19 protein-coding genes and 3 tRNA genes are annotated in these 23,808 nt (G+C 72.3%); 17 read left to right on the top strand and 5 right to left on the bottom strand.

The annotated features are described in order from the left end of the window. The first annotated feature begins 377 nt into the window (after window positions 1-377). The 7 genes from ACI79I_RS14125 (at window position 378) to ACI79I_RS14095 (ending at window position 5,731) form a co-directional block, all read left to right on the top strand. Entirely contained in the window at window positions 378-2,831 is a 2,454-nt protein-coding gene (locus ACI79I_RS14125; RefSeq protein ID WP_456992942.1) for a putative bifunctional diguanylate cyclase/phosphodiesterase, read from the top strand. A gap of 69 nt (window positions 2,832-2,900) precedes the next feature. Then, window positions 2,901-2,973 (top strand) — tRNA-Thr (locus ACI79I_RS14120). 45 nt (window positions 2,974-3,018) lie between these two features. Next, window positions 3,019-3,092 (top strand) — tRNA-Met (locus tag ACI79I_RS14115). A 112-nt stretch (window positions 3,093-3,204) separates the two neighbouring features. After that, on the top strand, window positions 3,205-3,369 hold the full coding sequence (gene rpmG / locus ACI79I_RS14110) for a 50S ribosomal protein L33 (protein WP_456992941.1): 165 nt from the start codon (window positions 3,205-3,207) through the stop codon (window positions 3,367-3,369). Window positions 3,370-3,432: 63 nt separating this feature from the next. Beyond that, complete coding sequence (locus ACI79I_RS14105) at window positions 3,433-3,879, top strand: FAS1-like dehydratase domain-containing protein (RefSeq protein WP_456992940.1); 447 nt, start codon at window positions 3,433-3,435, stop codon at window positions 3,877-3,879. Then, window positions 3,876-4,304 carry a MaoC family dehydratase gene (locus ACI79I_RS14100; RefSeq protein ID WP_456992939.1) on the top strand — a complete coding sequence of 143 codons (429 nt, stop codon included), beginning with the start codon at window positions 3,876-3,878 and terminating at the stop codon, window positions 4,302-4,304. Before ACI79I_RS14105 ends, ACI79I_RS14100 begins: the two co-directional genes overlap by 4 nt. After that, complete coding sequence (locus ACI79I_RS14095) at window positions 4,301-5,731, top strand: M1 family aminopeptidase (RefSeq protein WP_456992938.1); 1,431 nt, start codon at window positions 4,301-4,303, stop codon at window positions 5,729-5,731. Before ACI79I_RS14100 ends, ACI79I_RS14095 begins: the two co-directional genes overlap by 4 nt. Window positions 5,732-5,860: 129 nt before the next feature. Here ACI79I_RS14095 and ACI79I_RS14090 read toward each other — a convergent pair whose 3' ends face one another. Beyond that, window positions 5,861-7,117 (bottom strand): pyridoxal phosphate-dependent aminotransferase, encoded by a 1,257-nt coding sequence (locus ACI79I_RS14090; protein ID WP_456992937.1) that lies wholly within the window; start codon window positions 7,115-7,117, stop codon window positions 5,861-5,863. 310 nt (window positions 7,118-7,427) lie between these two features. Here ACI79I_RS14090 and ACI79I_RS14085 point away from each other — a divergent pair. From ACI79I_RS14085 to ACI79I_RS14040, 10 genes are all read left to right on the top strand, one after another. Further along, a tRNA-Trp gene (locus tag ACI79I_RS14085) sits at window positions 7,428-7,500 on the top strand. A 112-nt stretch (window positions 7,501-7,612) separates the two neighbouring features. Next, the gene (gene secE / locus ACI79I_RS14080) at window positions 7,613-8,167 is read left to right on the top strand and encodes a preprotein translocase subunit SecE (RefSeq protein WP_456992936.1); all 555 of its coding nucleotides are present in this window, start codon (window positions 7,613-7,615) and stop codon (window positions 8,165-8,167) included. Between the two features lie 44 nt (window positions 8,168-8,211). After that, complete coding sequence (gene nusG, locus ACI79I_RS14075; protein ID WP_456992935.1) at window positions 8,212-9,087, top strand: transcription termination/antitermination protein NusG; 876 nt, start codon at window positions 8,212-8,214, stop codon at window positions 9,085-9,087. A 92-nt stretch (window positions 9,088-9,179) separates the two neighbouring features. Next, on the top strand, window positions 9,180-9,611 hold the full coding sequence (gene rplK, locus ACI79I_RS14070) for a 50S ribosomal protein L11 (protein ID WP_091446692.1): 432 nt from the start codon (window positions 9,180-9,182) through the stop codon (window positions 9,609-9,611). Window positions 9,612-9,744: 133 nt separating this feature from the next. After that, window positions 9,745-10,464: a 50S ribosomal protein L1 gene (gene rplA, locus ACI79I_RS14065; protein WP_456992934.1), complete on the top strand. Its 720-nt coding sequence runs from the start codon at window positions 9,745-9,747 to the stop codon at window positions 10,462-10,464. A gap of 161 nt (window positions 10,465-10,625) precedes the next feature. After that, window positions 10,626-11,282 carry an NADPH-dependent F420 reductase gene (locus ACI79I_RS14060; RefSeq protein WP_456992933.1) on the top strand — a complete coding sequence of 219 codons (657 nt, stop codon included), beginning with the start codon at window positions 10,626-10,628 and terminating at the stop codon, window positions 11,280-11,282. Window positions 11,283-11,559: 277 nt separating this feature from the next. Next, window positions 11,560-12,156: a 50S ribosomal protein L10 gene (gene rplJ, locus ACI79I_RS14055; RefSeq protein WP_456943753.1), complete on the top strand. Its 597-nt coding sequence runs from the start codon at window positions 11,560-11,562 to the stop codon at window positions 12,154-12,156. A gap of 17 nt (window positions 12,157-12,173) precedes the next feature. After that, window positions 12,174-12,572, top strand: a complete 399-nt coding sequence (gene rplL, locus ACI79I_RS14050) for a 50S ribosomal protein L7/L12 (protein WP_456943754.1) — start codon at window positions 12,174-12,176, stop codon at window positions 12,570-12,572. A 490-nt stretch (window positions 12,573-13,062) separates the two neighbouring features. Further along, window positions 13,063-16,572 (top strand): DNA-directed RNA polymerase subunit beta, encoded by a 3,510-nt coding sequence (gene rpoB, locus ACI79I_RS14045; RefSeq protein WP_456992932.1) that lies wholly within the window; start codon window positions 13,063-13,065, stop codon window positions 16,570-16,572. 88 nt (window positions 16,573-16,660) lie between these two features. Next, window positions 16,661-20,566, top strand: a complete 3,906-nt coding sequence (locus tag ACI79I_RS14040; protein ID WP_456992931.1) for a DNA-directed RNA polymerase subunit beta' — start codon at window positions 16,661-16,663, stop codon at window positions 20,564-20,566. Between the two features lie 118 nt (window positions 20,567-20,684). Here the strand turns inward: ACI79I_RS14040 and ACI79I_RS14035 are convergent, their stop codons facing one another. The 4 genes from ACI79I_RS14035 to ACI79I_RS14020 form a co-directional block, all read right to left on the bottom strand. Then, window positions 20,685-20,903 carry a hypothetical protein gene (locus tag ACI79I_RS14035; RefSeq protein ID WP_456992930.1) on the bottom strand — a complete coding sequence of 73 codons (219 nt, stop codon included), beginning with the start codon at window positions 20,901-20,903 and terminating at the stop codon, window positions 20,685-20,687. Beyond that, window positions 20,900-21,940, bottom strand: a complete 1,041-nt coding sequence (locus ACI79I_RS14030) for an LLM class F420-dependent oxidoreductase (RefSeq protein ID WP_456992929.1) — start codon at window positions 21,938-21,940, stop codon at window positions 20,900-20,902. The genes ACI79I_RS14035 and ACI79I_RS14030 overlap by 4 nt, the downstream gene beginning before the upstream one ends. Before the next feature lie 78 nt (window positions 21,941-22,018). Next, complete coding sequence (locus ACI79I_RS14025) at window positions 22,019-22,234, bottom strand: hypothetical protein (protein ID WP_456992928.1); 216 nt, start codon at window positions 22,232-22,234, stop codon at window positions 22,019-22,021. A gap of 91 nt (window positions 22,235-22,325) precedes the next feature. Continuing rightward, on the bottom strand, window positions 22,326-23,303 hold the full coding sequence (locus tag ACI79I_RS14020) for a hypothetical protein (protein WP_456992927.1): 978 nt from the start codon (window positions 23,301-23,303) through the stop codon (window positions 22,326-22,328). Between the last annotated feature and the right edge of the window lie 505 nt (window positions 23,304-23,808).

Genomic DNA, 23,808 nt, shown 5'->3' with positions numbered 1-23,808 from the left:
CCCGCGCCTGGGTGACTGCCGCGCTACTTCCAGCAGTCCTTCATGCCTGAGGAGGCGTCATGAACACGCAGCGTGGTTCGAAGTGGGGTCGGGGTTCGAAGTGGGGCCGTGGCTCGAAGTGGGGTCGCGGTTCCAAGTGGGGCTGCTGAGCTCCCACTAGGCACTTCTCGGGCAGCCGGTCCGGCGGTGGGCCGGCTGCCCCCTTCGGGTTGGAGCGCTCCCTCCGGGGCGTAGTCCGCTGTTAGCCTCGGCGCGCTCTCCTCCCCTTCCCCAGAATCCGGGTGACGTTGGCCAGTCCCGAGCCGCGCGCGCCACAGCCACGGGCCGCCGCGCCACTCCATCCGTGGACCATCACGGCAGGCGGCTGCCTGCTCGCGGTGATCGCGGCCGTCCTCGTGTTCCCGGGGGCGGAGACGGGGCTGCAGCCGTTCCCCTTCCTCGTCGTCGCCGCCGCCTTCTTCCTCACCGAGACGGTGTCGCTGCACGTCGAGTTCCGGCGGCAGACCTGGTTGTGGTCGGTCAGCGAGATCCCCCTGACCATCGCCCTGCTCGAGATCGGCGGCGTGTGGGCCGCCGTCGCCCGCGTCCTGGGCCTCGGGGTCAGCCAGGTGGTCCAGCGCTACGCGCCGGCCAAGGCCGTCTTCAACATCGCGGTGGCCGTGCTCGAGGTCGCCGTCGCCGTCGCCGTCCTCGAGGTCCTGCCCCTCGGGGAGCTGACCGAGCCGGGCACCTGGGTGTCCCTGATGGTGGCCGTGCTGCTCGCCGACATCGTCGGCACCCCGCCGGTGATCGCGGCGATCCGGCTCAGCGGTGGCAACCCCGGCCGGCGGATGTGGCAGGAGCTCCTGCTCCCGGTGGCCGTGGTCGGGCCCTTCGCGGTGTCCGTGGCGATCGTGACGCTCATGCTCACCAGCCAGACGCCCTGGGCCTCGGTGCTCATGGTGCCGGCCGCGCTCGCGGTGGTCCTGCTCTTCCGTCGCTTCGCGCTCGTGGCGCAGGAGCGCCAGAACCTCGAGCGCGTCTACGAGTTCGCCCGTCGTGTCGAGGGGGTCTCGCCCGACGAGGAGGGGACCCTCCAGATCGTCGACGCCGTCCGGGAGCTGCTCAACGCCGAGCGCGTCGCGCTGTGGCTGCCCCCGTACCTCGACGAGGGACCGCAGCTCGTCGTCGCCGCCGAGGACGGCCGCTCCTGGTACGACGGCCCCGGGGACCCCGACGACCTCATCCGCCGCCGCGCGACCGACGGGTCCAACGACGGTCCGTTGCTGGTGTCCCTCGCCCGTGCCACGGAGGCCGAGGCCGAGGCGCTGGCCCGGCGGGGCGCCCGGGACCTGCTCGCCGCGCCGGTCGCCACGGCCGCGGGTGAGCCGGGCTACCTCGAGGTCTGCGACCGGCAGAGCGACACCGTCTCCCTCGGCGGCGGTGACCGCTCGGCGCTGGACTCGATGCTCACCCACGTCAACGCGGCGATCCGCCAGCAGCAGCTGCTCACGCAGATCCGCTACGACGCCGACCACGACCGGCTCACCGGCCTGCCGAACCGGCAGCGCCTGGCGGTGGAGATCGACCAGCTCCTGGCCGCCGACCCGGTGGGCGGCCGAGCGGGGCTGATCCTCGCCGCGCTCGACAACTACACCGAGGTGACCGACACCCTCGGGCACGCGGCCAGCGACGAGCTGCTGCTGGTCACCGCCGGCCTGCTCCGGGAGCACGCGCCGCCCCAGGCCCTGGTCGCGCGCATGGAGGGCGAGCAGTTCGCCGTCCTGCTGCCCGGTCTGTCCCTGGCCGCGACCGAGCGCGCCGCCCGCCGGCTGCGGGAGGCCACCTCCACGCGCGCCCGGGTCGCCGGCCTCGACCTGGAGGTCACCCTCTCCATCGGGGTGGCCGCGGCCCCGGTCCACGGCACCGACGCCGGCACGCTGATGCAGCGCGCCGACGTCGCCCTGCTCGCCGGCTCCGGTTCCAGCGGCGTGGCCAGCTACCACCCGGTGCTCGACCAGCAGAGCCTGCGGCGCCTCCAGCTGGGCACCGAGCTCGAGCAGGCCATGGCCGACGGGCAGATCAGCGTCGTCTTCCAGCCGATCATCGACGCGCGGTCCTCCGACATCGTCTCCGTGGAGACGCTGGTGCGCTGGGCCCACCCGCGCTACGGCGCCATCGCGCCCGACGACTTCATCCACCTGGCCGAGCAGATCGGCCGGATCGGCCTGCTCACCGACCACGTGCTCGACCTCGCCCTGGCCCGCTGCCGCAAGTGGCTCGACCAGGACATCGCCCTGTCGGTCGCGGTGAACCTGTCGGCGCGCTGCCTGGCCGAGCCCGACCTGGTCGACCGGGTGCGGCGGGCGCTGCGGCGGCACGGCGTCCCCGGGGAGCTGCTGACCCTCGAGCTCACCGAGGGCAGCGTCGTGGACGACTCGGTGCGCAGCAGCACCGTCCTGGCCGACCTGCACGCCCTGGGCCTGCGGCTGTCGATGGACGACTTCGGCACCGGCTACTCGTCCCTGTCCCAGCTGCGCCAGCTGCCGATCGACGAGGTGAAGATCGACAAGTCCTTCGTGCTGGGCATGTCCACCAGCCAGGGGGAGTCGTTCATCGCCCGCTCGATCATCGAGCTGGCCCACAACCTGGGCCTCCGGGTGGTCGCCGAGGGCGTCGAGGACGAGCTGACGCGCAACCTCCTGGCCGAGATGGGCTGCGACAAGCTGCAGGGCTTCCTGGTCAGCCGGCCGTTGCCCGACGACCGCCTGGAGAGCTGGATCCTCGCCCGCACCGGGGTCCGGTCCGCGGTCCCGGGGACGCCGCACCGGCGGCTGTTCGTCCGCACCTGACCGGCCGGGGACCCCCCTGCAGCAGGCGCCCGCGGGCGTCGGGTAGAGTCGTCGACGGCTCCGGCCACCGCCCCTTTAGCTCAGTCGGCAGAGCGTCTCCATGGTAAGGAGAAGGTCTACGGTTCGATTCCGTAAAGGGGCTCCGACCAACCGGTCCAGTCGCGAGACCGGGCCGCACGGTCCTCCCGGCGGTGTAGCTCAGCCAGGCAGAGCAAGCGGCTCATAATCGCTGTGTCACCGGTTCAAATCCGGTCACCGCTACTCTCGACGGACCCCGCACTCCGGGGTCCGTCGACGTGTTGTACGACCCTGCGGGCGCCCGCCCGCAGGTCGGGCCCCGAGGGCCCGTCCCGACAAGGCGAGGAGCGCCTCCATGGCAGCCACCGACGTCCGTCCGAAGATCACCCTGGCCTGCCAGGAGTGCAAGAGCCGGAACTACATCACCCGCAAGAACCGGCGCAACGACCCCGACCGGCTCGAGCTGAAGAAGTTCTGCCCGAAGGACCGTCGGCACACGATCCACCGCGAGACGCGCTGACGCGGTCTCTGCCACCGCAGAGACCCGCTGCCCCAGCGGATACGCGCGAAGGAGGGCGGGAGCATGGCGCTTGATCCGACACTGGTCGGGCGCAGCTACCCGCCCTCCGCCGTCTACGAGGTCGGCCGCCAGAAGATCGCCGAGTTCGCCGCGGCCATCGGCGCGACCGACCCCGTGCACCGCGACCCCGGCGCCGCTCGCGCCGCCGGGCACCTCGACGTCATCGCCCCGCCCACCTTCGCCATCGTGCTGACCCTCTCGGCGGCCGGTGTCGTCGTCGAGGACCCCGACGTCGCCCTCGACTACAGCCGCGTGGTGCACGGGGAGCAGAAGTTCACCCACCACCGCCCGATCCGTGCCGGCGACCGGCTGGTCGCCACCCCCACCATCGAGGCGGTGCGCAGCGTCGCGGGCAACGACCTGCTCACCACGCGGGTCGACGTCGCCACCGAGGACGGCGAGCCGGTGTGCTCGGCGTCCGCCATGCTCGTCGCGAGGGGGACGGCGTGAGCGCGCTGGTGCGGGCCGCGGACGTCGCCGTCGGCACGGAGCTGCCCGAGCAGACCTACCGGGTCACCCGCGCCGACCTGGTGCGCTACGCCGGCGCCTCGGGCGACTTCAACCCCATCCACTGGAACGAGCGCGTGGCCACGGCCGTCGGCCTGCCCGGCGTCATCGCCCACGGCATGCTCACGATGGCGCTGGCCGGCCGCGCGGTCACCGCCTGGGCGGGGGACCCCGGGGCCCTGGTGGAGTACCACGTCCGCTTCGGCCGGCCGGTGCTCGTGCCGGACGACGACGAGGGCGCGTCGGTCGTCGTGCGCGGGAAGGTCGCCGCCCTCGGGGAGAACGGTCGCGCCCGCGTCGACCTCACCGTCACCAGCGGCGGCGAGAAGGTCCTCTCGCTGGCCCGCGCCACCGTCCAGCTGGCGTGAACGCGCGGCGCCGAGCCGTCGTCGCGGCCGCCTCGGCGCTGCTCCTCACCGGGTGCGGGACCTCCTTCGTCGAGACCCTCGCCGCCGACCGCGCCGCCGGACCGGGTGCCGCTCCCACGGCGGAGCCCGGCAGCTGTGACCGGCGGGCCGCACCTGACCCGGACCGTCCCGTGGTCGACCTCGACTTCCGGCTGGCCGACGACCTGCACACGGTCACCGGTACGGAGACGGTGGTGTTCACCCCCGACCGCGCCACCGACGAGCTGGTCTTCCGGCTGGTCCCGAACGCCCCCGACGCGGCGCGGGCCGGCAACCGGCTGGTCGTCGACGGCGTCCGCGGTGCCGACGTGGCCGGGGGTGACCACGAGGACGCGGGCGCCGACGGGCCCGGCGGGCTGTACGTCGTCCGGCTGGACGGCGAGCTCGCGGCCGGGGCGTCCACGGAGGTGGAGCTGGACTTCACCCTGACGCTGGGCCGGGGTGGCTTCGAGCGGGTCGGCACGGCCGAGGGCGTCTCCTGGTGGGCCAGCGGCGCGCCACTGCTGGCCTGGGAGCCGGGGGTCGGCTGGGCCCGCGACCCGTTCGTCGACGTCACCGGGGAGACCGCGACCAGCCCGGTCGCCGACACCACCGTCCGGGTCTCGGCGCCGGAGGCCCTCACCGTCCTCATGACCGGCGACCAGGACCCGCCCTCCGCCGCCCGCGACGGCCGGCGCACCTGGACGTCGACCGAGCCGGTGGCCCGGGACGTGAGCGTCGCGGTGGGGGAGTTCACGACGGCCACGGCCACCACGCCGGCCGGCGTCGAGGTGACCACCGGGGTGCTGCCCGACCCGGAGGTCCCCGCCGACGAGCTCGCCGGCTGGACGGTCCAGGCGATCACCGACCTCGAGCAGCGCTTCGGGGCGTTCCCGTACACGACCCTCACCGTGCCGCTGCTGCCGGACTACGGCGGGGGCATCGAGTACCCCAGCTCGATCCTGCTGGCCGGTGCCAACCGCGTGGTGCTGCTGCACGAGGTCGCGCACATGTGGTTCTACGGGATGGTCGGGGACTCCCAGTTCCGCGACCCCTGGCTCGACGAGGCGTTCGCCAGCTACGCCGAGTCGGTCGTCTTCCCGGAGTCGGAGGCCGAGGTGGACCGGGCGCTGGGGGTCCCCGGGGACGTCGGCTCGGCGATGGACCAGTTCGCCGACACCCGGGCGTACTTCGGCCGGGTCTACGGCAAGGGCGGCGCCGCGCTGCTGGCCGCGCGGGAGGCCGCCGGAGCCGAGGCCTTCGACACCGCGCTGCGCTGCTACGTGGACGCCAACGCCTGGTCCATCGCCACCCCCGACGACGTCGCACGGGCGCTCGGGGACCTGCCCGCGGCCCTCGACGTCCTCGTGGACGCCGGGGCCCTGCAGGAGGACGACCTGCCCCGCTGAGCGCCGGGGAGGCCGTTCGAGCGCCGGGGAGGCCGTCCCCCCTCCCGCAGCGTGTCCTCCCGCACCGCCCGCCGTGCGGGAGGACGCGCTCCGATCAGGTCACCTGGCCGGAGCCGACCCTGGCGGCGCTCAGCCGGCGGAGCCGAGCAACCGCTGCATCCGGCGCACGCCCTCGACCAGGTCGTCGTCGCCGAGCGCGTAGGACATGCGCAGGTAGCCGGGGGTGCCGAACGCCTCACCGGGGACGACGGCGACCTCGGCCTCCTCGAGGACCAGCTCGGCCAGCTCGACGCTGTTGCTCGCCGTCCGGCCGGCGATGGACCGCCCCAGCAGGCCCTTCACCGACGGGTAGACGTAGAAGGCGCCCTGCGGTTCCGGGCAGGCCACCCCGGGGATCTCCCGCAACATCGACACGATCGTCCGGCGCCGCCGGTCGAAGGCCTCCCTCATCGTCTCCACCGCCGACAGGTCGCCGTTGAGGGCGGCGATGGCGGCGGCCTGCGAGACGTTGGCCACGTTCGACGTGGCGTGCGACTGCAGGTTGGTGGCGGCCTTGACCACGTCGGTGGGGCCGACGACCCAGCCGACCCGCCAGCCGGTCATCGCATAGGTCTTGGCCACGCCGTTGACGACGACGCACCGGTCGGCCAGCTCGGGGACGACGACCGGCAGGGAGGGCGCGGTCGCCCCGTCGTAGGTCAGGTGCTCGTAGATCTCGTCGGTGAGCACCCACAGCCCGTTGTCGAGCGCCCAGCGGCCGATCTCCTCGACCAGCTCGGGCGGGTACACCGCGCCCGTCGGGTTGGACGGCGAGCAGAACAGGAGGACCTTGGTGCGGGACGTGCGGGCGGCCTCCAGCTGGGCCACCGACACCAGGTAGCCGCTCTGCTCGTCGGCCACGACCGGCACCGGGACGCCGCCGGCGAGGGCGATCGCCTCCGGGTAGGTCGTCCAGTACGGCGCGGGCAGCAGGACCTCGTCGCCGGGGTCGAGCATCGTCGCGAACGCCTCGTAGACGGCCTGCTTGCCGCCGTTGGTGACCAGCACGTTGGCCGGGGTGAGGGTCAGGCCCGAGTCGCGGGCGGTCTTGGCGACGATCGCCTCCTTGAGTGCCGGCAGGCCACCCGCGGGGGTGTAGCGGTGCATGGCCGGCTGCCGGCAGGCGGCGACGGCGGCCTCGACGATGTAGTCCGGCGTCGGGAAGTCCGGCTCACCGGCGCCGAAGCCGATCACCGGCTTGCCCGCCGCCTTGAGCGCCTTGGCCTTGGCGTCCACGGCCAGCGTCGCCGACTCGGCGATGGCGGCGATCCGGCGGGAGATCCGCCGCTGCGCGGGCGGCAGGTCGGGGGCGGGGGCAGCGGGCTCCGAGGAGGAGACGGCGGTCATGCCCTCATCGTGTCAAAGGGCGGCGTCCGGGGTCGCCCCCGTTCCCGGACGCCCCGTCCCGGCGTCCCGGCGCAGCCGCACGTGGGTCACCGAGGGTGAGGGGACGTCGGGGTGGAACGGCCGGTCCTCACCCCGCTCCTCGGTCCTCTGCCACCCCAGGAGGAGGCGCGTTGGCTGCCGGTCCCGTCGGTCCCGTACACTCGGTGTCACTGGGGCAGTGACCCCGCCACCGGCGTGCCCCGGATCCCCCCGACGGGGCTCGGTGCAGACCGTGGTGGGGTGCGCGGTCCCAGGCCCGGCTCAGGGCACTAGGGGTGTAGCTCAATTGGCAGAGCAGCGGTCTCCAAAACCGCAGGCTGCAGGTTCAAGTCCTGTCACCCCTGCCCGTGCCGCCGGCTCCCGCCGGCGACGAGCACGACACGTACGACGGCAGCAGAGACCACCGACCGCCGGCCCTCGGGCAGCGGCCACCACCCACGAGGCGAGCGAGGCGCAGTGAGCGACGAGAAGCCGGGACGCGAGGACGACCCTCGCGCCGCCTCCGACGCCGAGCTGACCGACGAGCAGCTCGATCGGGAGGCGCCGGGCGTCGAGGACGCCGCCGAGCTCGAGGCCGCCGAGGCCGACGTCGCCGCCGAGGCCGAGGCCGACGAGGACAAGGTCGTGGCCGGTCGGACCACCGGTGCGCGTCGCGGGAGCCGCATCACCGCCGGCGACGACGAGGACGACGACGAGCCCGTCGCCCCGCGCACCCGGCGGCCGGCCCGCGAGCGCACCGCCTCCCGTCCCGCCGGACGGGCCGCGGAGGGTGCGGGCACGCGCTCGCGCGCGGCCGCGCAGCGGGCCCGCACCGAGGAGGTCCGCCAGCGGCGCAGCCTGCGCCGGTTCCTGCGTGAGGTCGTCGCCGAGCTGCGCAAGGTCATCTGGCCGGGGCGGCGTGAGCTGATCACCTACACGACCGTCGTCATCGTCTTCGTGGCCTTCATCGTGGCGCTGGTGGCCGGCCTGGACCTCCTCTTCGCCCAGGGCGTGCTCGCCGTCTTCGGCTGAGCCCACCCGCCCCGACCACACGACGCCCACGAGGAAGAGACACCGTGACCGACCCCCGCGAGCCCTTCGAGACCGACAGCGCCGTCGAGGGGATCGACCTCGACGACGCCCGTTTCGACGTCCGCGGCGCCGCGGACGTGGAGACCGGCGTGACCGAGCCCGGTGCCGCCGAGGGCTCCTCCGACACCGCCGACCAGGACGTCCTCACCGGCGTGGCCGACGCGACCCCCGAGGTCGAGAGCGGGGATGCCGACAGCCTGGTGAGCGACCCGCTGTCCGCTCCGGCGCCGTCCTCCGACCTGGCCGAGAGTGAGGACGAGGACCCGGCCGAGGCGCTGCGCAAGGCGCTGCGGATCGCGCCCGGCGACTGGTACGTCGTCCACTCCTACGCGGGCTACGAGAACAAGGTGAAGACCAACCTCGAGTCCCGCATCCAGTCGCTGGACATGGAGGACTACATCTACCAGATCGAGGTGCCCACCGAGGAGGTCACCGAGATCAAGAACGGCAAGCGCACGCAGGTCAACCGCAAGGTCTTCCCCGGGTACCTGCTGGTCCGCATGGAGCTCAACGACGAGTCCTGGGGCGCGGTGCGCAACACCCCCGGGGTGACCGGTTTCGTGGGCGCCACCTCGCGGCCCTCGCCGCTCACCCTCGACGAGGTCGTCAAGATCCTCGCCCCGGCCACCCAGAAGCAGGCGGCCAAGGCCGCCGAGACGACGACCACCACGGCCGCGCCGGCCGCCGTCGTCGACTTCGAGGTCGGCGAGTCGGTGACCGTCATGGACGGCCCGTTCGCCACGCTCCCGGCCACGATCAACGAGATCAACGCCGAGCAGCAGAAGCTGCAGGTGCTCGTCTCCATCTTCGGCCGGGAGACGCCGGTCGAGCTCTCGTTCAACCAGGTCCAGAAGTTGTAGGGCCTCGCTGCCCCCCACCACTCGCACGCTCGTGGTGGGACCCTGCAGCGAGGCGGGCCGACTCGTTCACGCGGAAACAGAAGAAGGAAGACATGCCCCCCAGGAAGCGGTTGACCGCGGTCATCAAGCTCCAGATCAACGCCGGTGCGGCCACCCCCGCCCCGCCCGTGGGTCCGGCGCTCGGCCAGCACGGCGTCAACATCATGGAGTTCTGCAAGGCCTACAACGCCGCCACGGAGTCGCAGCGCGGCAACGTGATCCCGGTCGAGATCTCGGTCTACGAGGACCGCTCGTTCACCTTCGTCACCAAGACCCCGCCGGCGGCGCGCATGCTGCTCAAGGCGGCCGGCGTGGAGAAGGGCTCCGGCGAGCCGCACAAGACCAAGGTCGCCACCGTCACGCGTGACCAGGTCCGCGAGATCGCCCAGACGAAGATGGCCGACCTCAACGCCAACTCCCTCGACGAGGCCGAGAAGATCATCGCCGGCACCGCCCGGTCGATGGGCATCACCGTCCAGGGCTGAGGAAGCCGCCGCCGTCCGGCGGCGTTGCACCACCAAGTCCGCACCGGACCCGTTCGAGCACCCGTGGGAGGGCCTGCGCCAGGCCCGCGCACCACACGACCTCCCGGCCGCGCGCCGGGGGAGAGGACACACCATGGCGAAGCACGGCAAGAAGTTCCGCGAGGCGGCCGCGAAGGTCGACCGCGACAACCTGTACTCCCCGCTGCAGGCGGCCTCCCTGGCCAAGGAGACCTCGCCGACGTCCTACGACGCCACCGTCGAGGTCGCCATGCGGCTGGGCGTCGACCCGCGCAAGGCCGACCAGATGGTCCGCGGCACCGTCAACCTGCCGCACGGCACCGGCAAGACCGCCCGCGTCATCGTCTTCGCGACCGGCGACAAGGCCGCCGAGGCCGAGGCGGCCGGCGCCGACGTCGTCGGCTCCGACGACCTGATCGAGCGGATCCAGGGCGGCTTCCTGGACTTCGACGCGGCGATCGCCACCCCCGACCAGATGGCCAAGGTCGGCCGGATCGCCCGCATCCTCGGCCCCCGCGGCCTGATGCCGAACCCGAAGACCGGCACGGTCACCCCCGACGTGACCAAGGCCGTCAACGACATCAAGGGCGGGAAGATCAACTTCCGCGTCGACAAGCAGGCCAACCTGCACCTGGTCATCGGCAAGACCTCGTTCGACGAGGCCAAGCTGGTGGAGAACTACGCCGCGGCGCTGGACGAGGTCCTGCGGGCCAAGCCCGCCGCGGCCAAGGGCCGGTACCTCAAGAAGGTCACCATCTCCACGACCATGGGCCCGGGCATCCCGGTCGACCCGAACCGCACCCGCAACCTGACGGTGGACGAGCCCACCGCCTGAGGAAGGACCTCCTCGCCCCCACCGCTCGCTGACGCTCGCGGCGGGGCCCTGCGAGGAGGCCGCCCCGGCACGTCGCCCGAGGCCCCGCAGCGCACGTCGCTGCGGGGCCTCCGGCGTTGCGGGGCCGGAAGGGACCGTGGCGGGGCGCGGTTGTCGCGGTCATGAGCACCCTGGGGACCATCGGCGCCGGTCACATCGGCAGCGCACTCGCCCGCGTCGCGCTCGACGCAGGTCACGACGTCGTCCTGTCCAACTCACGCGGCCCGGAGACGCTCGCCGACCTCGTCGCCGAGCTCGCCGCCCGCCCCACGTCACGCGGCTCGGTGCGGGCGGCCACCGCGCAGGAGGCGGCCGCGGCCGCGGACCTCGCCGTGGTGACCGTCCCGCTGCACGCGATCGGTCAGGTGCCGGTCGAGCCGCTCGCCGGCAAGGTCGTCATCGACACCGGCAACTACTACCCGCAGCGGGACGGCCGGATCGCCGACCTGGACGAGGGTCGGGCCACGAGCTCGGAGCTGCTCCAGCGGCGGCTGCCGACGTCCTCGGTGGTCAAGGCCTTCAACCACATCGCCGCCGCGCAGATCGTCGACCACCGGTCACCGGCCGGTTCCGAGCACCGCCGGGCCCTGGCGATCGCCGGGGACGACGCCGCCGCCAAGCAGCGGGTCGCCGCGTTCATCGAGGAGCTGGGCTTCGACGTCGTGGACCTCGGCACGCTGGCCGACAGCTGGCGGATCGAGCCGGGGACCCCCGGCTACGGAGCCGAGGACGACGCCGGGCAGCTGCGCGCGCACCTGGCCGCCGCCACGCGGAGCTGACGGCGGGGAGCCGTGGACCGGCCGGCTACCGGCTCGGCGCATCCATCGCGTACTCTTGGTCCCGTTCCCCCCAAGACCGCTGGTCGTCGCACGTCCGCGTGCGATCGAAGGTCCCGGATCCCGGGCGACCCGCGCAGGAGGACGGTCCGATCGACGGGCGCGCTGCGCCCGTCCCTCGCCCCGTGCGCCCTGCGCCGGGGCGTTCCTCGTCTCCGGGCCCGGCATCGCCCGCCGTCGTGCACCGGCCGGTGGTCGCCCGACAGACGAGAGGAGGCCCATGCCCACGCAGGCGAAGGCCGCGGTGATCGACGAGATCACCGAGCGGTTCCAGTCGTCCAGCGCGGCGGTGCTCACCGAGTACCGCGGGCTGACCGTGGCCCAGCTGACCCAGCTGCGCCGTTCCCTCGGTGAGGGCAGCAGCTACGCCGTCGTCAAGAACACCCTGACGAAGCGGGCCGCGGAGCAGGTCGGTTTCGCCGACCTGGCCCCGCTGCTCAACGGGCCCACCGCGATCGCCTTCATCGAGGGCGACCCGGTGAACGCCGCCAAGGCCATCCGTGACTTCGCGCGCGCCAACCCGCTGCTCGTCGTCAAGGGCGCCGTGGTCGAGGGCCGCACGGTCGGCGCCGCCGAGGTCACCGCCCTCGCCGACGTCGAGCCGCGCGAGGTCCTGCTGGCCAAGCTGGCCGGCGCGATGAAGGGCAACCTCACCAAGGCCGCGGGTCTGTTCCAGGCCCCGCTGTCCCAGGTCGCCCGCCTGGCCGCTGCGCTGCAGGAGAAGAAGCCCGCCGAGGGCGCCGACTCCGCTGCTGCTGACACCACCACCACCGACTCCGACGCTGCCGCCGGCGACGCCGCGGCCAGCACCGACTGACCCCCGAAGGAGAGATCATGGCCAAGCTGTCCACCCAGGACCTGCTCGACGCGTTCAAGGAGATGACGCTGCTCGAGCTGTCCGACTTTGTGAAGCAGTTCGAGGAGACCTTCGAGGTCACCGCTGCTGCGCCCGTCGCCGTCGCGGCCGCCCCGGCCGCCGGTGGCGCCGGTGGCGACGGCGGTGCCGCCGCTGCCGAGGAGCAGGACGAGTTCGACGTCATCCTCGAGAGCGCCGGTGACAAGAAGATCCAGGTCATCAAGGAGGTGCGCGGCCTGACCTCGCTGGGCCTCAAGGAGGCCAAGGACCTGGTCGACGGCGCGCCGAAGCCGGTCCTGGAGAAGGTCGCGAAGGACGCCGCCGAGAAGGCCAAGGCCGCTCTCGAGGGCGCCGGCGCCACCGTCACCGTCAAGTGACCCGTCGCCCGGCGAACGCCGGGTGAGCACCACCTCGCACGACCCGCAGGGGCCGTCCTCCACCCGGAGGGCGGCCCCTGCGCCGTCCCGCCCTGCCAGGCGCCGCCGCAGCGGGGACCCCGCGGTCCCCGACCAGGGGATCCCCGGCGTGGCGGTCCCGCAGCGGCCGTCCGACTGGCATCATGGCCGTGTCGTCGCGCACGACCCACCCGGCCCCTGCGGGCCGGCTGTCCTTCCCGGGTGTGTCTCCGGTCGCACCGGACCCCCGACGTGGACAGCCCGCCGTAGCAGGGGTAGGGTTCTCTGTTGCGCTGCCCCCTGACTGCCTGCCCGCTACTGACGGGTCACCAGTGGTGCCCGGGATCCGTCCCGGACCCGGTGGACCCCCATCGTGCAGGACGACGCGGACAGCCCCGCCATTACCGACGACGACCCAGGACGAACCAGCACCCACCGCCCGCACGTCGTGAGGTCCTTGGAAGGACGCATCTTGGCAGGCTCTCGCCCCACCAGCATCTCCGCCAGCACCACCGAGTCAGGCACCACCGGCATCACCCCGCAGTCCCCGCAGACCGGCCCCCGCACCGGCGAGGCCGATCAGCAGAAGATCCCCGGCGCGCCGCTGCGCGTCTCGTTCGCCAAGATCTCCGAGCCGCTCGAGGTGCCGGACCTGCTGGCCCTCCAGACGGCCTCCTTCGACTGGCTGGTCGGCAGCCCCGAGTGGCGGGCCACCCTCCCGCCCGAGGAGCAGGCCGACGCCGTCGGCGGCCTGGCCGAGATCCTCGAGGAGATCTCCCCGATCGAGGACTTCAGCGGCTCCATGTCGCTGTCCTTCTCCAACCCGCGCTTCGAGGACGTCAAGGCGTCCCTCGAGGAGTGCAAGGACAAGGACATGACCTACGCGGCGCCGCTGTTCGTCACCGCCGAGTTCATGAACAACACCACCGGCGAGATCAAGAGCCAGACGGTGTTCATGGGCGACTTCCCGATCATGACGAACAAGGGCACGTTCGTCATCAACGGGACCGAGCGTGTCGTCGTCTCGCAGCTGGTCCGCAGCCCCGGTGTCTACTTCGACAAGACCCTGGACAAGACCTCCGACAAGGACGTCTTCAGCGCCAAGGTGATCCCCAGCCGCGGTGCGTGGCTGGAGTTCGACGTCGACAAGCGCGACACCGTCGGCGTCCGCATCGACCGCAAGCGCCGGCAGCCGGTCACCGTGCTGCTCAAGGCGCTGGGCTGGACCGAGGACCGCATCCGCGAGCACTTCCAGTGGTCGCCGACCATCCTCGCCACCCTGGAGAAGGACCACATCGCCGGGCAGGACGAGGCGCTGCTCGACATCTACCGCAAGCTGCGGCCGGGCGAGCCGCCGACGCGGGAGAGCGCCCAGGCGCTGCTGGAGAACCTCTTCTTCAACGCCAAGCGCTACGACCTGGCCAAGGTCGGCCGGTACAAGGTCAACAAGAAGCTGGGCGTCGACGTGCCGCAGGGCACCTCGACGCTGACCGAGGACGACATCGTCGCCACCATCGAGTACGTCGTGCGCCTCCACGCCGGCGAGCCCGACCACGGCGTCGACGACATCGACCACTTCGGCAACCGTCGCCTGCGCACCGTCGGCGAGCTGATCCAGAACCAGATCCGGGTCGGCCTCTCCCGCATGGAGCGCGTGGTGCGCGAGCGGATGACGACCCAGGACGTCGAGGCGATCACGCCGCAGACCCTGATCAACATCCGGCCGGTCGTCGCCTCCATCAAGGAGTTCTTCGGCACCAGCCAGTCGTCCCAGTTCATGGACCAGACCAACCCCCTGTCGGGCCTGACCCACAAGCGCCGCCTGTCGGCGCTGGGCCCGGGTGGTCTGTCCCGTGAGCGGGCCGGCATGGAGGTCCGGGACGTGCACCCGAGCCACTACGGCCGGATGTGCCCGATCGAGACGCCGGAAGGCCCGAACATCGGCCTGATCGGCTCGCTGTCGGCCTACGCGCGGGTCAACCCGTTCGGCTTCATCGAGACGCCGTACCGCCGGGTGAGCAACGGTGTGGTCACCGACTCGATCGACTACCTGACCGCCGACGAGGAGGACCGCTTCGTCGTCGCCCAGGCGAACTCGCCGCTGGACGCCCAGGGCCGCTTCTCCGAGGAGCGCGTCCTGGTCCGCACCAAGGGCGGCGAGGTCGACTACCTCTCGCCCGAGCAGGTCGACTACATGGACGTCTCGCCGCGGCAGATGACCTCGGTCGCGACGGCGATGATCCCGTTCCTCGAGCACGACGACGCCAACCGCGCGCTCATGGGCGCGAACATGCAGCGTCAGGCCGTCCCGCTGCTGCGCAGCGAGGCGCCCCTGGTGGGCACCGGCATGGAGCTGCGGGCCGCGGTCGACGCCGGCGACGTCGTGGTGGCCGAGAAGGCCGGTGTGGTCGAGGACTCCACCGCCGACTACGTCACCGTCATGGCCGACGACGGCACCCGGCAGACCTACCGGCTGCTGAAGTTCCGCCGCTCCAACCAGGGCACCTCGATCAACCAGACCCCCGTCGTCGACGAGGGCCAGCGGGTCGAGGTCGGCCAGGTCATCGCCGACGGGCCGTGCACCGACCAGGGTGAGATGGCGCTGGGCAAGAACCTGCTCGTCGCCTTCATGCCGTGGGAGGGCCACAACTACGAGGACGCGATCATCCTGTCGCAGCGCCTCGTGCAGGACGACGTCCTGTCCTCGATCCACATCGAGGAGTTCGAGGTCGACGCCCGCGACACCAAGCTCGGTGCCGAGGAGATCACCCGGGACATCCCGAACGTCTCCGAGGAGGTCCTCGCCGACCTCGACGAGCGCGGCATCATCCGCATCGGTGCCGAGGTCGTCCCCGGCGACATCCTCGTCGGCAAGGTCACGCCCAAGGGCGAGACCGAGCTGACCCCCGAGGAGCGGCTGCTCCGGGCGATCTTCGGTGAGAAGGCGCGCGAGGTCCGCGACACGTCGCTGAAGGTGAAGCACGGTGAGTCCGGCAAGGTCATCGGCGTCCGCGTGTTCTCGCGCGAGGACGGCGACGAGCTGCCCGCCGGCGTCAACGAGCTGATCCGGGTCTACGTCGCCCAGATGCGCAAGATCTCCGACGGTGACAAGCTCGCCGGCCGCCACGGCAACAAGGGCGTCATCGCGAAGATCCTGCCGCAGGAGGACATGCCGTTCCTCGAGGACGGCACCCCGGTGGACATCGTCCTGAACCCGCTCGGCGTCCCCGGCCGGATGAACGTCGGCCAGGTCCTGGAGACCCACCTCGGGTGGGTCGCCAAGTCCGGCTGGCAGGTCGAGGGCGACCAGGAGTGGGCGGCGAACCTGCCCGAGGCCGCCCGTTCCGCCGAGCCGGGCACCCGGACGGCGACGCCGGTGTTCGACGGTGCGCGCGAGGAGGAGATCGTCGGGCTGCTCAGCTCGACCATCCCGAACCGCGACGGCAACCGGATGGTGCAGCCCACCGGCAAGGCCCGGCTGTTCGACGGCCGGTCCGGGGAGCCGTTCCCGGAGGCGATCTCGGTCGGCTACGTCTACATCCTGAAGCTGCTGCACCTGGTCGACGACAAGATCCACGCCCGGTCGACCGGCCCCTACTCGATGATCACGCAGCAGCCGCTGGGTGGTAAGGCGCAGTTCGGTGGCCAGCGCTTCGGTGAGATGGAGTGCTGGGCGATGCAGGCCTACGGCGCGGCCTACGCGCTGCAGGAGCTGCTGACCATCAAGTCCGACGACATCCTGGGCCGGGTCAAGGTCTACGAGGCGATCGTCAAGGGCGAGAACATCCCCGAGCCGGGCATCCCCGAGTCGTTCAAGGTGTTGCTCAAGGAGCTGCAGTCGCTGTGCCTCAACGTCGAGGTGCTGTCCGGTGACGGGCAGGCGATCGAGCTGCGGGACACCGACGACGAGGTCTTCCGGGCCGCGGAGGAGCTGGGCATCGACCTGTCCCGCCGCGAGCCCTCCAGCGTCGAGGACGTCTGATCGTCCCCGCCGGCCGGCCCTGAGCTCCGGGGCCGGCCGGCCACACATCTCTGACACAGAAGCGAACTAGCCCCGGAAAGGGGTCCCCTTGCTCGACGTCAACTTCTTCGACGAGCTCCGCATCGGTCTGGCCACCGGCGACGACATCCGCCAGTGGAGCCACGGTGAGGTGAAGAAGCCCGAGACCATCAACTACCGGACGCTGCGTCCGGAGAAGGACGGTCTCTTCTGCGAGAAGATCTTCGGTCCCACCCGGGACTGGGAGTGCTACTGCGGCAAGTACAAGCGGGTCCGGTTCAAGGGCATCATCTGTGAGCGCTGCGGCGTCGAGGTGACCCGGGCCAAGGTCCGCCGTGAGCGGATGGGCCACATCGAGCTGGCCGCGCCGGTCACCCACATCTGGTTCTTCAAGGGCGTCCCCTCGCGCCTGGGCTACCTGCTCGACCTGGCGCCCAAGGACCTCGAGAAGATCATCTACTTCGCCGCGTACCTGATCACCTCGGTCGACGAGGAGACGCGTCACCGCGACCTCCCGACCATCGAGGCCGAGATCAGCGCGGAGAAGCACAACCTCGAGACCCGCCGCGACGCCGACGTCGAGGCCCGCCAGCAGAAGCTGGAGGCCGACCTGGCCGAGCTCGAGGCCGAGGGCGCCAAGTCCGACGTCCGCCGCAAGGTCCGCGAGGGCGGCGAGCGCGAGATGCGCCAGCTGCGCGACCGCGCCCAGCGGGAGATCGACCGCCTCGAGGAGGTGCTCGACACCTTCCGCAAGCTCGAGGTCAAGCAGCTCATCGCCGACGAGGGGCTCTACCGGGAGCTGCGCGACCGGTTCGGTGAGTACTTCGAGGGCGGCATGGGTGCCGCGGCGCTGCAGAAGCTGCTGGCCGACTTCGACCTCGACGCCGAGGCCGCCTCGCTGCGCGAGACCATCCGCAGCGGCAAGGGCCAGCGCAAGCTGCGGGCGCTCAAGCGGCTCAAGGTCGTCGCGGCGTTCCAGCAGACCCGCAACTCGCCGATGGGCATGGTGCTGGACTGCGTCCCGGTCATCCCGCCGGACCTGCGCCCGATGGTGCAGCTCGACGGTGGCCGTTTCGCGACCAGCGACATGAACGACCTGTACCGGCGCGTGATCAACCGGAACAACCGGCTCAAGCGGCTGCTGGACCTCGGCGCGCCCGAGATCATCGTGAACAACGAGAAGCGCATGCTGCAGGAGTCCGTCGACGCGCTGTTCGACAACGGCCGTCGCGGCCGGCCGGTCACCGGCCCGGGCAACCGTCCGCTCAAGTCGCTGTCGGACCTGCTCAAGGGCAAGCAGGGCCGGTTCCGCCAGAACCTGCTCGGCAAGCGCGTCGACTACTCGGGCCGCTCGGTCATCGTCGTCGGCCCGCAGCTGAAGCTGCACCAGTGCGGTCTGCCCAAGCAGATGGCCCTGGAGCTGTTCAAGCCCTTCGTCATGAAGCGGCTGGTCGACCTCAACCACGCGCAGAACATCAAGTCCGCCAAGCGGATGGTCGAGCGCGCCCGGCCGGTCGTGTGGGACGTGCTCGAGGAGGTCATCACCGAGCACCCGGTGCTGCTCAACCGCGCACCGACGCTGCACCGTCTGGGCATCCAGGCCTTCGAGCCGCAGCTGGTCGAGGGCAAGGCCATCCAGATCCACCCGCTGGTCTGCACCGCGTTCAACGCGGACTTCGACGGTGACCAGATGGCGGTGCACCTGCCGCTGTCGGCCGAGGCCCAGGCCGAGGCCCGCATCCTGATGCTGTCGTCGAACAACATCCTGTCCCCGGCCGACGGTCGCCCGATCACCGCGCCGACCCAGGACATGGTGCTGGGCCTGTACCACCTGACCACCCTGGTGCCCAGCCGGTACGAGGCCGACGGCGGCCAGCCGGCGGCGTACGCCTCGGCGGCCGAGGCGGTCATGGCCTACGACCAGGGCGCGCTGGGTCTGCAGGAGCGGGCGCTGATCCGCCTCGACGAGGTCTTCGGCGTCGACAACGGCAAGGTCAACGAGCCGTGGGAGCAGCCGGCGGACTGGACCCCGGGCCAGCCCGCGCTGGTGGCGACCAGCCTGGGCCGGGTGCTGTTCAACGAGGCCCTGCCCGAGGACTACCGGTTCGTCAACTACCAGGTGCCGAAGAAGGAGCTCGGGGCGATCGTCAACGACCTCGCCGAGCGCTACCCCAAGGTGCAGGTCGCGGCGACCCTGGACGCCCTCAAGTCGGCCGGCTTCCGCTGGGCGACCCGCTCGGGCGTCACGATCGCCATCGACGACGTGGTGACCCCGCCGGCCAAGCAGGAGATCCTCGACCGGCACGAGGCCGAGGCGCGGCAGATCGAGCGCCAGTACGAGCGCGGTGTCATCACCGACGCCGAGCGTCGTGGCGAGCTGATCGAGATCTGGACCCGTGCGCGGGCCGAGGTCTCCCAGGCGATGGTGGACAACTTCCCGACCACCAACCCGGTCTGGGTCATGGTCAACTCGGGCGCCCGAGGCAACATGATGCAGATCAGCCAGATCGCCGGTATGCGTGGTCTGGTCGCCAACCCGAAGGGCGAGATCATCCCGCGGCCGATCAAGGCCAACTTCCGGGAGGGTCTGTCCGTGCTGGAGTACTTCATCTCCACGCACGGTGCGCGCAAGGGTCTGGCCGACACCGCGCTGCGGACGGCGGACTCGGGTTACCTCACCCGCCGGCTGGTCGACGTCTCGCAGGACGTCATCATCCGCGAGGAGGACTGCGGCACCGAGCGCGGCGTGATCATGCCGATCGCGACCGTGGTCGACGGCCAGCTCACCCGGGACGCGCACGTCGAGACCAGCGTGTACGCCCGCTCCCTGGCCGCCGACGTGGTGGCCGAGGACGGCACGCTGATCGCGCAGGCCGGGCAGGACCTCGGCGACGTGCTGATCGGCCAGCTGGTCGACGCCGGCGTCGCGGAGGTCAAGGTCCGCTGCGTCCTGACCTGCGAGTCGCTGCTGGGCACCTGCGCCACCTGCTACGGGCGGTCGCTGGCGACCGGCAAGCTGGTGGACGTCGGCGAGGCGGTCGGCATCATCGCCGCCCAGTCGATCGGTGAGCCCGGCACCCAGCTGACGATGCGCACCTTCCACACCGGTGGTGTCGCGGGTGAGGACATCACCCACGGTCTGCCGCGTGTCGTGGAGCTCTTCGAGGCCCGCGTCCCCAAGGGCAAGGCGCCGATCGCCGAGCTGGCCGGCCGCGTCCGCATCGAGGACGGCGAGCAGTTCCGGAAGCTCACGATCACGCCGGACGACGGGTCCGACGAGGTCGTCTACGACAAGCTGTCGCGTCGCTCGCGGCTGCGGGTCGAGGACGGCGGCCACGTCGAGGTCGGCGAGCAGCTCACCGAGGGTGCGGTCGACCCGCACGAGGTGCTGCGGATCATGGGCCCGCGCGAGGTGCAGCTGCACCTGGTCCGCGAGGTCCAGGAGGTCTACCGCAGCCAGGGTGTGTCGATCCACGACAAGCACATCGAGGTGATCATCCGCCAGATGCTCAAGCGGGTGACCATCATCGACTCGGGGGCGACGGAGTTCCTGCCCGGGGCGCTGGTCGAGCGGACGCTGTTCGAGACCGAGAACCGTCGGGTCGTCGCCGAGGGTGGCGAGCCGGCCTCGGCCCGCCCGGTGCTGATGGGCATCACCAAGGCCTCGCTCGCGACCGAGTCGTGGCTGTCGGCCGCCTCCTTCCAGGAGACGACCAAGGTGCTCACCGACGCCGCGATCCAGGGCAAGAGCGACAGCCTGCTCGGCCTCAAGGAGAACGTGATCATCGGGAAGCTGATCCCGGCCGGTACCGGCATCAGCCGTTACCGGAACATCACGGTCGAGCCGACCGAGGAGGCCCGCGCCGCCGTCTACACGATGGCCGGGTACGACGACGGGCAGTACTACAGCCCGGACGTCTTCGGTCAGGGCTCCGGCGAGGCCGTCCGCCTCGAGGAGTACGACTGGCGGGGCTGAACCCCCGGTAGGCAGTGAGACAGGGCCCCGCAGGCGAACCGCCTGCGGGGCCCTCTCGCGTCCTGACCGGCACGGGGCTCCACCGGCCCTGTCCCGGACGGGGCGTGCTCGGGCCGGGTCAGGGCTGGTCGACGATCTCCCGCAGCGCCCGGATGGGGGCGCCTGCACTGGGGGTGGGGGAGAGCCAGAGCCGGCTACCGGAGTCCCGGCGGCCGGCTCGGCCCTGTGCAGCCGTGGAGGGGAGCGTGTCGGGGGACCACGGCCACACGCCGGCGACCCGGTCCGGGAGCAGCCGCCACCGGTCGCCGAGGACGACCACGGCGACGGCTGCCGTCACCCGGCCAGGCGCCGCATCGTCTCCACCGTCCTCAGGCGCCCCTCCGGGCTGCCGTCGAGCGGCTGCAGCATGAGCGTGGTGACGCCGGCCTCCCGGAACGCGGCGACCCGCTCGGCGACGTGGCCCTCCGGCCCGATCAGCGACGTCGCCCGCACCAGCTCGTCGGGGACCGCCGCGGCCGCCTCGTCCTTCTTGCCGTCGAGGTAGAGGTCCTGGATCGTCCGAGCCTCGTCCTCGTAGCCGTAGCGCCGGGCCAGGTCGTTGTAGAAGTTCTTGCCGCGGGCGCCCATGCCGCCGATGTAGAGCGCCAGGGAGGGCCGGACGTGGTCCAGCAGCGGCTCGACGTCGTCCCCGATCGCCACGGGCACGCCGGTCACGACCTGGAGGTCACCGAGGCTCGGGTCGCGCCGCGCCCGGCCCGCGGCCAGCGAGTCGCCCCACACCGCGGCCGCCTTCTCCGGCATGAAGAAGATCGGCTCCCAGGCGTCGGCGATCTCCGCGGCCAGCTCGACGTTCTTGGGACCGAGAGCGGCCAGCAGCACCGGGATCCGCTCCCGCACCGGCGTGTTGATCAGCTTCAGCGGCTTGCCCAGGCCGCTGCCCTGGTCCGCCGGCAGCGGGATGGTGTACTTCGGCCCGTCGTGGACGAGCCGCTCCCGGCGCCACACCTGCCGGCAGATCTCCACGATCTCGCGGGTGCGCTGCAGCGGGGCGTCGTAGCGGACCCCGTGCCAGCCCTCGATGACCTGCGGGCCCGAGGCGCCCAGGCCCAGGGTGAACCGGCCGTCCGACACGAAGTCCAGCCCCGCCGCGGTCATGGCGGTCAGGGCCGGGGTGCGGCTGTAGATGGGGAAGATGCCGCTCATCAGCTCGACCCGCTGGGTCACCGCCGCCAGGTACCCGAGCTGGCTCACCGCGTCGAAGGTGTAGACCTCCGCCACCATCGCGAGGTCGAGCCCGGCGGACTCGAGGTCGCGGATCTCCGCGGCGGTCTCGCGGAACCCGCCGCTGTAGCTGGCCTGGATGCCGATGCGCACGTCCACTCCTCAGGTCGGCGGCGCCCTCGTCGGCACCGGAGCCGACCGTATCGGCAGCGCAGCACGGCCTCGCGCGGCTCAGAGGGCGCGGACGACCCCCACGACCTCGGTGACGACGCGCACCCCGTCGATGTCGCCGGGGACGCGGCTGGCCGCGTGCGTGTCGGCCAGGTCCACCTTGACCACGTAACCGCTCTCGCCGCGGGCCACGCCCACGCCGACGACGCCGGGATCGGCCGCCAGCCGCGCGCTGAGGGTCCGCTTGGCGGCTGAGGCGGAGGCGCGGTCGGTCATGGCACCCATGGTGCCCCTGATCAGCCGGACACGACACCCCCGACCGAGCAGCCGACGGTGGCCCCTGCAGGGGGAGCAGGGGGTCCTCCGTCTAGGCGGGCACCCACTCCAGGTCGAGCAGTTCCAGCACCGTGGCCATCGGGTTGGCGTAGGTGACCCCGCCGCCGTTGCGCCCGCCGGTCTCGCTGCCGGCGAAGAGCAGCCCCAGCGGCGCCCGGTCCGCGCTCCGCCAGATCACCGAGCCGCTGTCGCCGCCCGCGCTGAAGCCCCCGCTGAGCCCCTCGACCTCCACCTGGTCGTCGAAGGTGTGCACCGCGTCGTCGTACTGCACCGTGACCCCGTCGACCTCCACGGCGGTGATCCGGCCGAGCGTGTGACCCGTCGTGCGGCCCACCTTCTCCACCCGCTCGTCGGGGTCCACGTCGTCCACGTCGGGCGCCTCGCCGGCGAGCGGGCCGCCCGGCAGCCGGCCGGGCTCGGCCGGGACCTCCGGGTCGAGGACGGCGACGGCGGCGTCGACCAGGTTGGTCCCGCCGTCGCCCCGGAACCGCACGAAGGCCGCCAGCGTGGCGACGCGGTCGGCGTCGGGCACGCCGCCGTCCGCCGGGCCCGGCTGCAGCACCGGGTCCCCCAGGGTGGCGGCGTCGCTGGCGGCCAGCACGTGGTTGTTGGACAGCATCGCCAGCCGCCCGTCGACCCGTACGAACCCGCCCAGGGTCCCCGCCGTCACCGCGACGTGCGCGACGGAGAGGCCGGGGTGCAGGGGGCGGGTCCGGCGCTGCAGCCGGTCCGGTGTGGGGGAGGAGAGGGCCCGGACCGGTCCGATCACCCGGACGTCGATCTCGTCGAGCACCGCGTCGTCCAGGCCGGCGAGGAGGACGTCGGCGTCGTCCTTCACCGCCAGCCGGATGGCGAGGTGGGCCTGGTCGGGGCCGATGGGCGCCAGGCCGAGGGCGGGACGGGCCCAGCCGCGGGGGCCGCCCACGTCGCTGGCGGTGACCAGCCCCCCGGTCTCGGCCAGGCGCGCGGCCAGGTGCGTCTTCAGCTCGCGGGCCAGGTCGACGTGCACGGCATCCTCCGGTGGCGGTCGGTGGGCGTCCTGACACCGACCGTAGGGCCGAGGTACGACACTCGCGCGACTGCCCCCGACCCGCCGGAGGCCCGGGGTGTCGCCTGCCGGAGGGCCGGTCGGCCGGCCGGCGGGGCGGTACAGTCGCCGCCACTGCCCGGCCCTCCGCCGCGTCACCGCCCGGGAACACCCCGGGCGCGGGAGGCGTTGACCAGGACGTACGAGCCCGGTGGACGGGGCCTGACCCTGCCCGCCGAGGTGTGGCGGACCCGGCTTTGACCGGGTTCCGGCACGCGGGTATCGTGGTCAGCCGTGCCCAGGGTGCCCTGGGCCTGCTCCCGTTCGCGGTGCGCCTGCCGACAGGTGGTGGCGCCGAGTCGCGGGGGGCGACCGAACCGGTATGAATCGCCGGCCGGTTCCGGGGAAGGCGACACGCCCGACCGCGGGGACCGGTGGTGGTCCACGCCGCGGGCCGGGTACGACCCCAGCAGGACCGGCACCCCGA

The sequence above is a fragment of the Geodermatophilus sp. SYSU D01105 genome (assembly GCF_054050095.1).
Note: the sequence above shows the minus strand (reverse complement) of the source record. Positions and strands in the feature narration are given on the sequence as shown.

Excerpts from the sequence above, each read along its gene's own strand:
- rpmG (WP_456992941.1), top strand. The coding sequence starts at position 3,205 with ATGGCAGCCACCGACGTCCGTCCGAAGATCACCCTGGCCTGCCAGGAG.
- ACI79I_RS14105 (WP_456992940.1), top strand. The coding sequence starts at position 3,433 with ATGGCGCTTGATCCGACACTGGTCGGGCGCAGCTACCCGCCCTCCGCC.
- ACI79I_RS14090 (WP_456992937.1), bottom strand. The coding sequence starts at position 7,117 with ATGACCGCCGTCTCCTCCTCGGAGCCCGCTGCCCCCGCCCCCGACCTG.
- rplK (WP_091446692.1), top strand. The coding sequence starts at position 9,180 with ATGCCCCCCAGGAAGCGGTTGACCGCGGTCATCAAGCTCCAGATCAAC.
- rplA (WP_456992934.1), top strand. The coding sequence starts at position 9,745 with ATGGCGAAGCACGGCAAGAAGTTCCGCGAGGCGGCCGCGAAGGTCGAC.
- ACI79I_RS14060 (WP_456992933.1), top strand. The coding sequence starts at position 10,626 with ATGAGCACCCTGGGGACCATCGGCGCCGGTCACATCGGCAGCGCACTC.
- rplJ (WP_456943753.1), top strand. The coding sequence starts at position 11,560 with ATGCCCACGCAGGCGAAGGCCGCGGTGATCGACGAGATCACCGAGCGG.
- rplL (WP_456943754.1), top strand. The coding sequence starts at position 12,174 with ATGGCCAAGCTGTCCACCCAGGACCTGCTCGACGCGTTCAAGGAGATG.
- ACI79I_RS14025 (WP_456992928.1), bottom strand. The coding sequence starts at position 22,234 with ATGACCGACCGCGCCTCCGCCTCAGCCGCCAAGCGGACCCTCAGCGCG.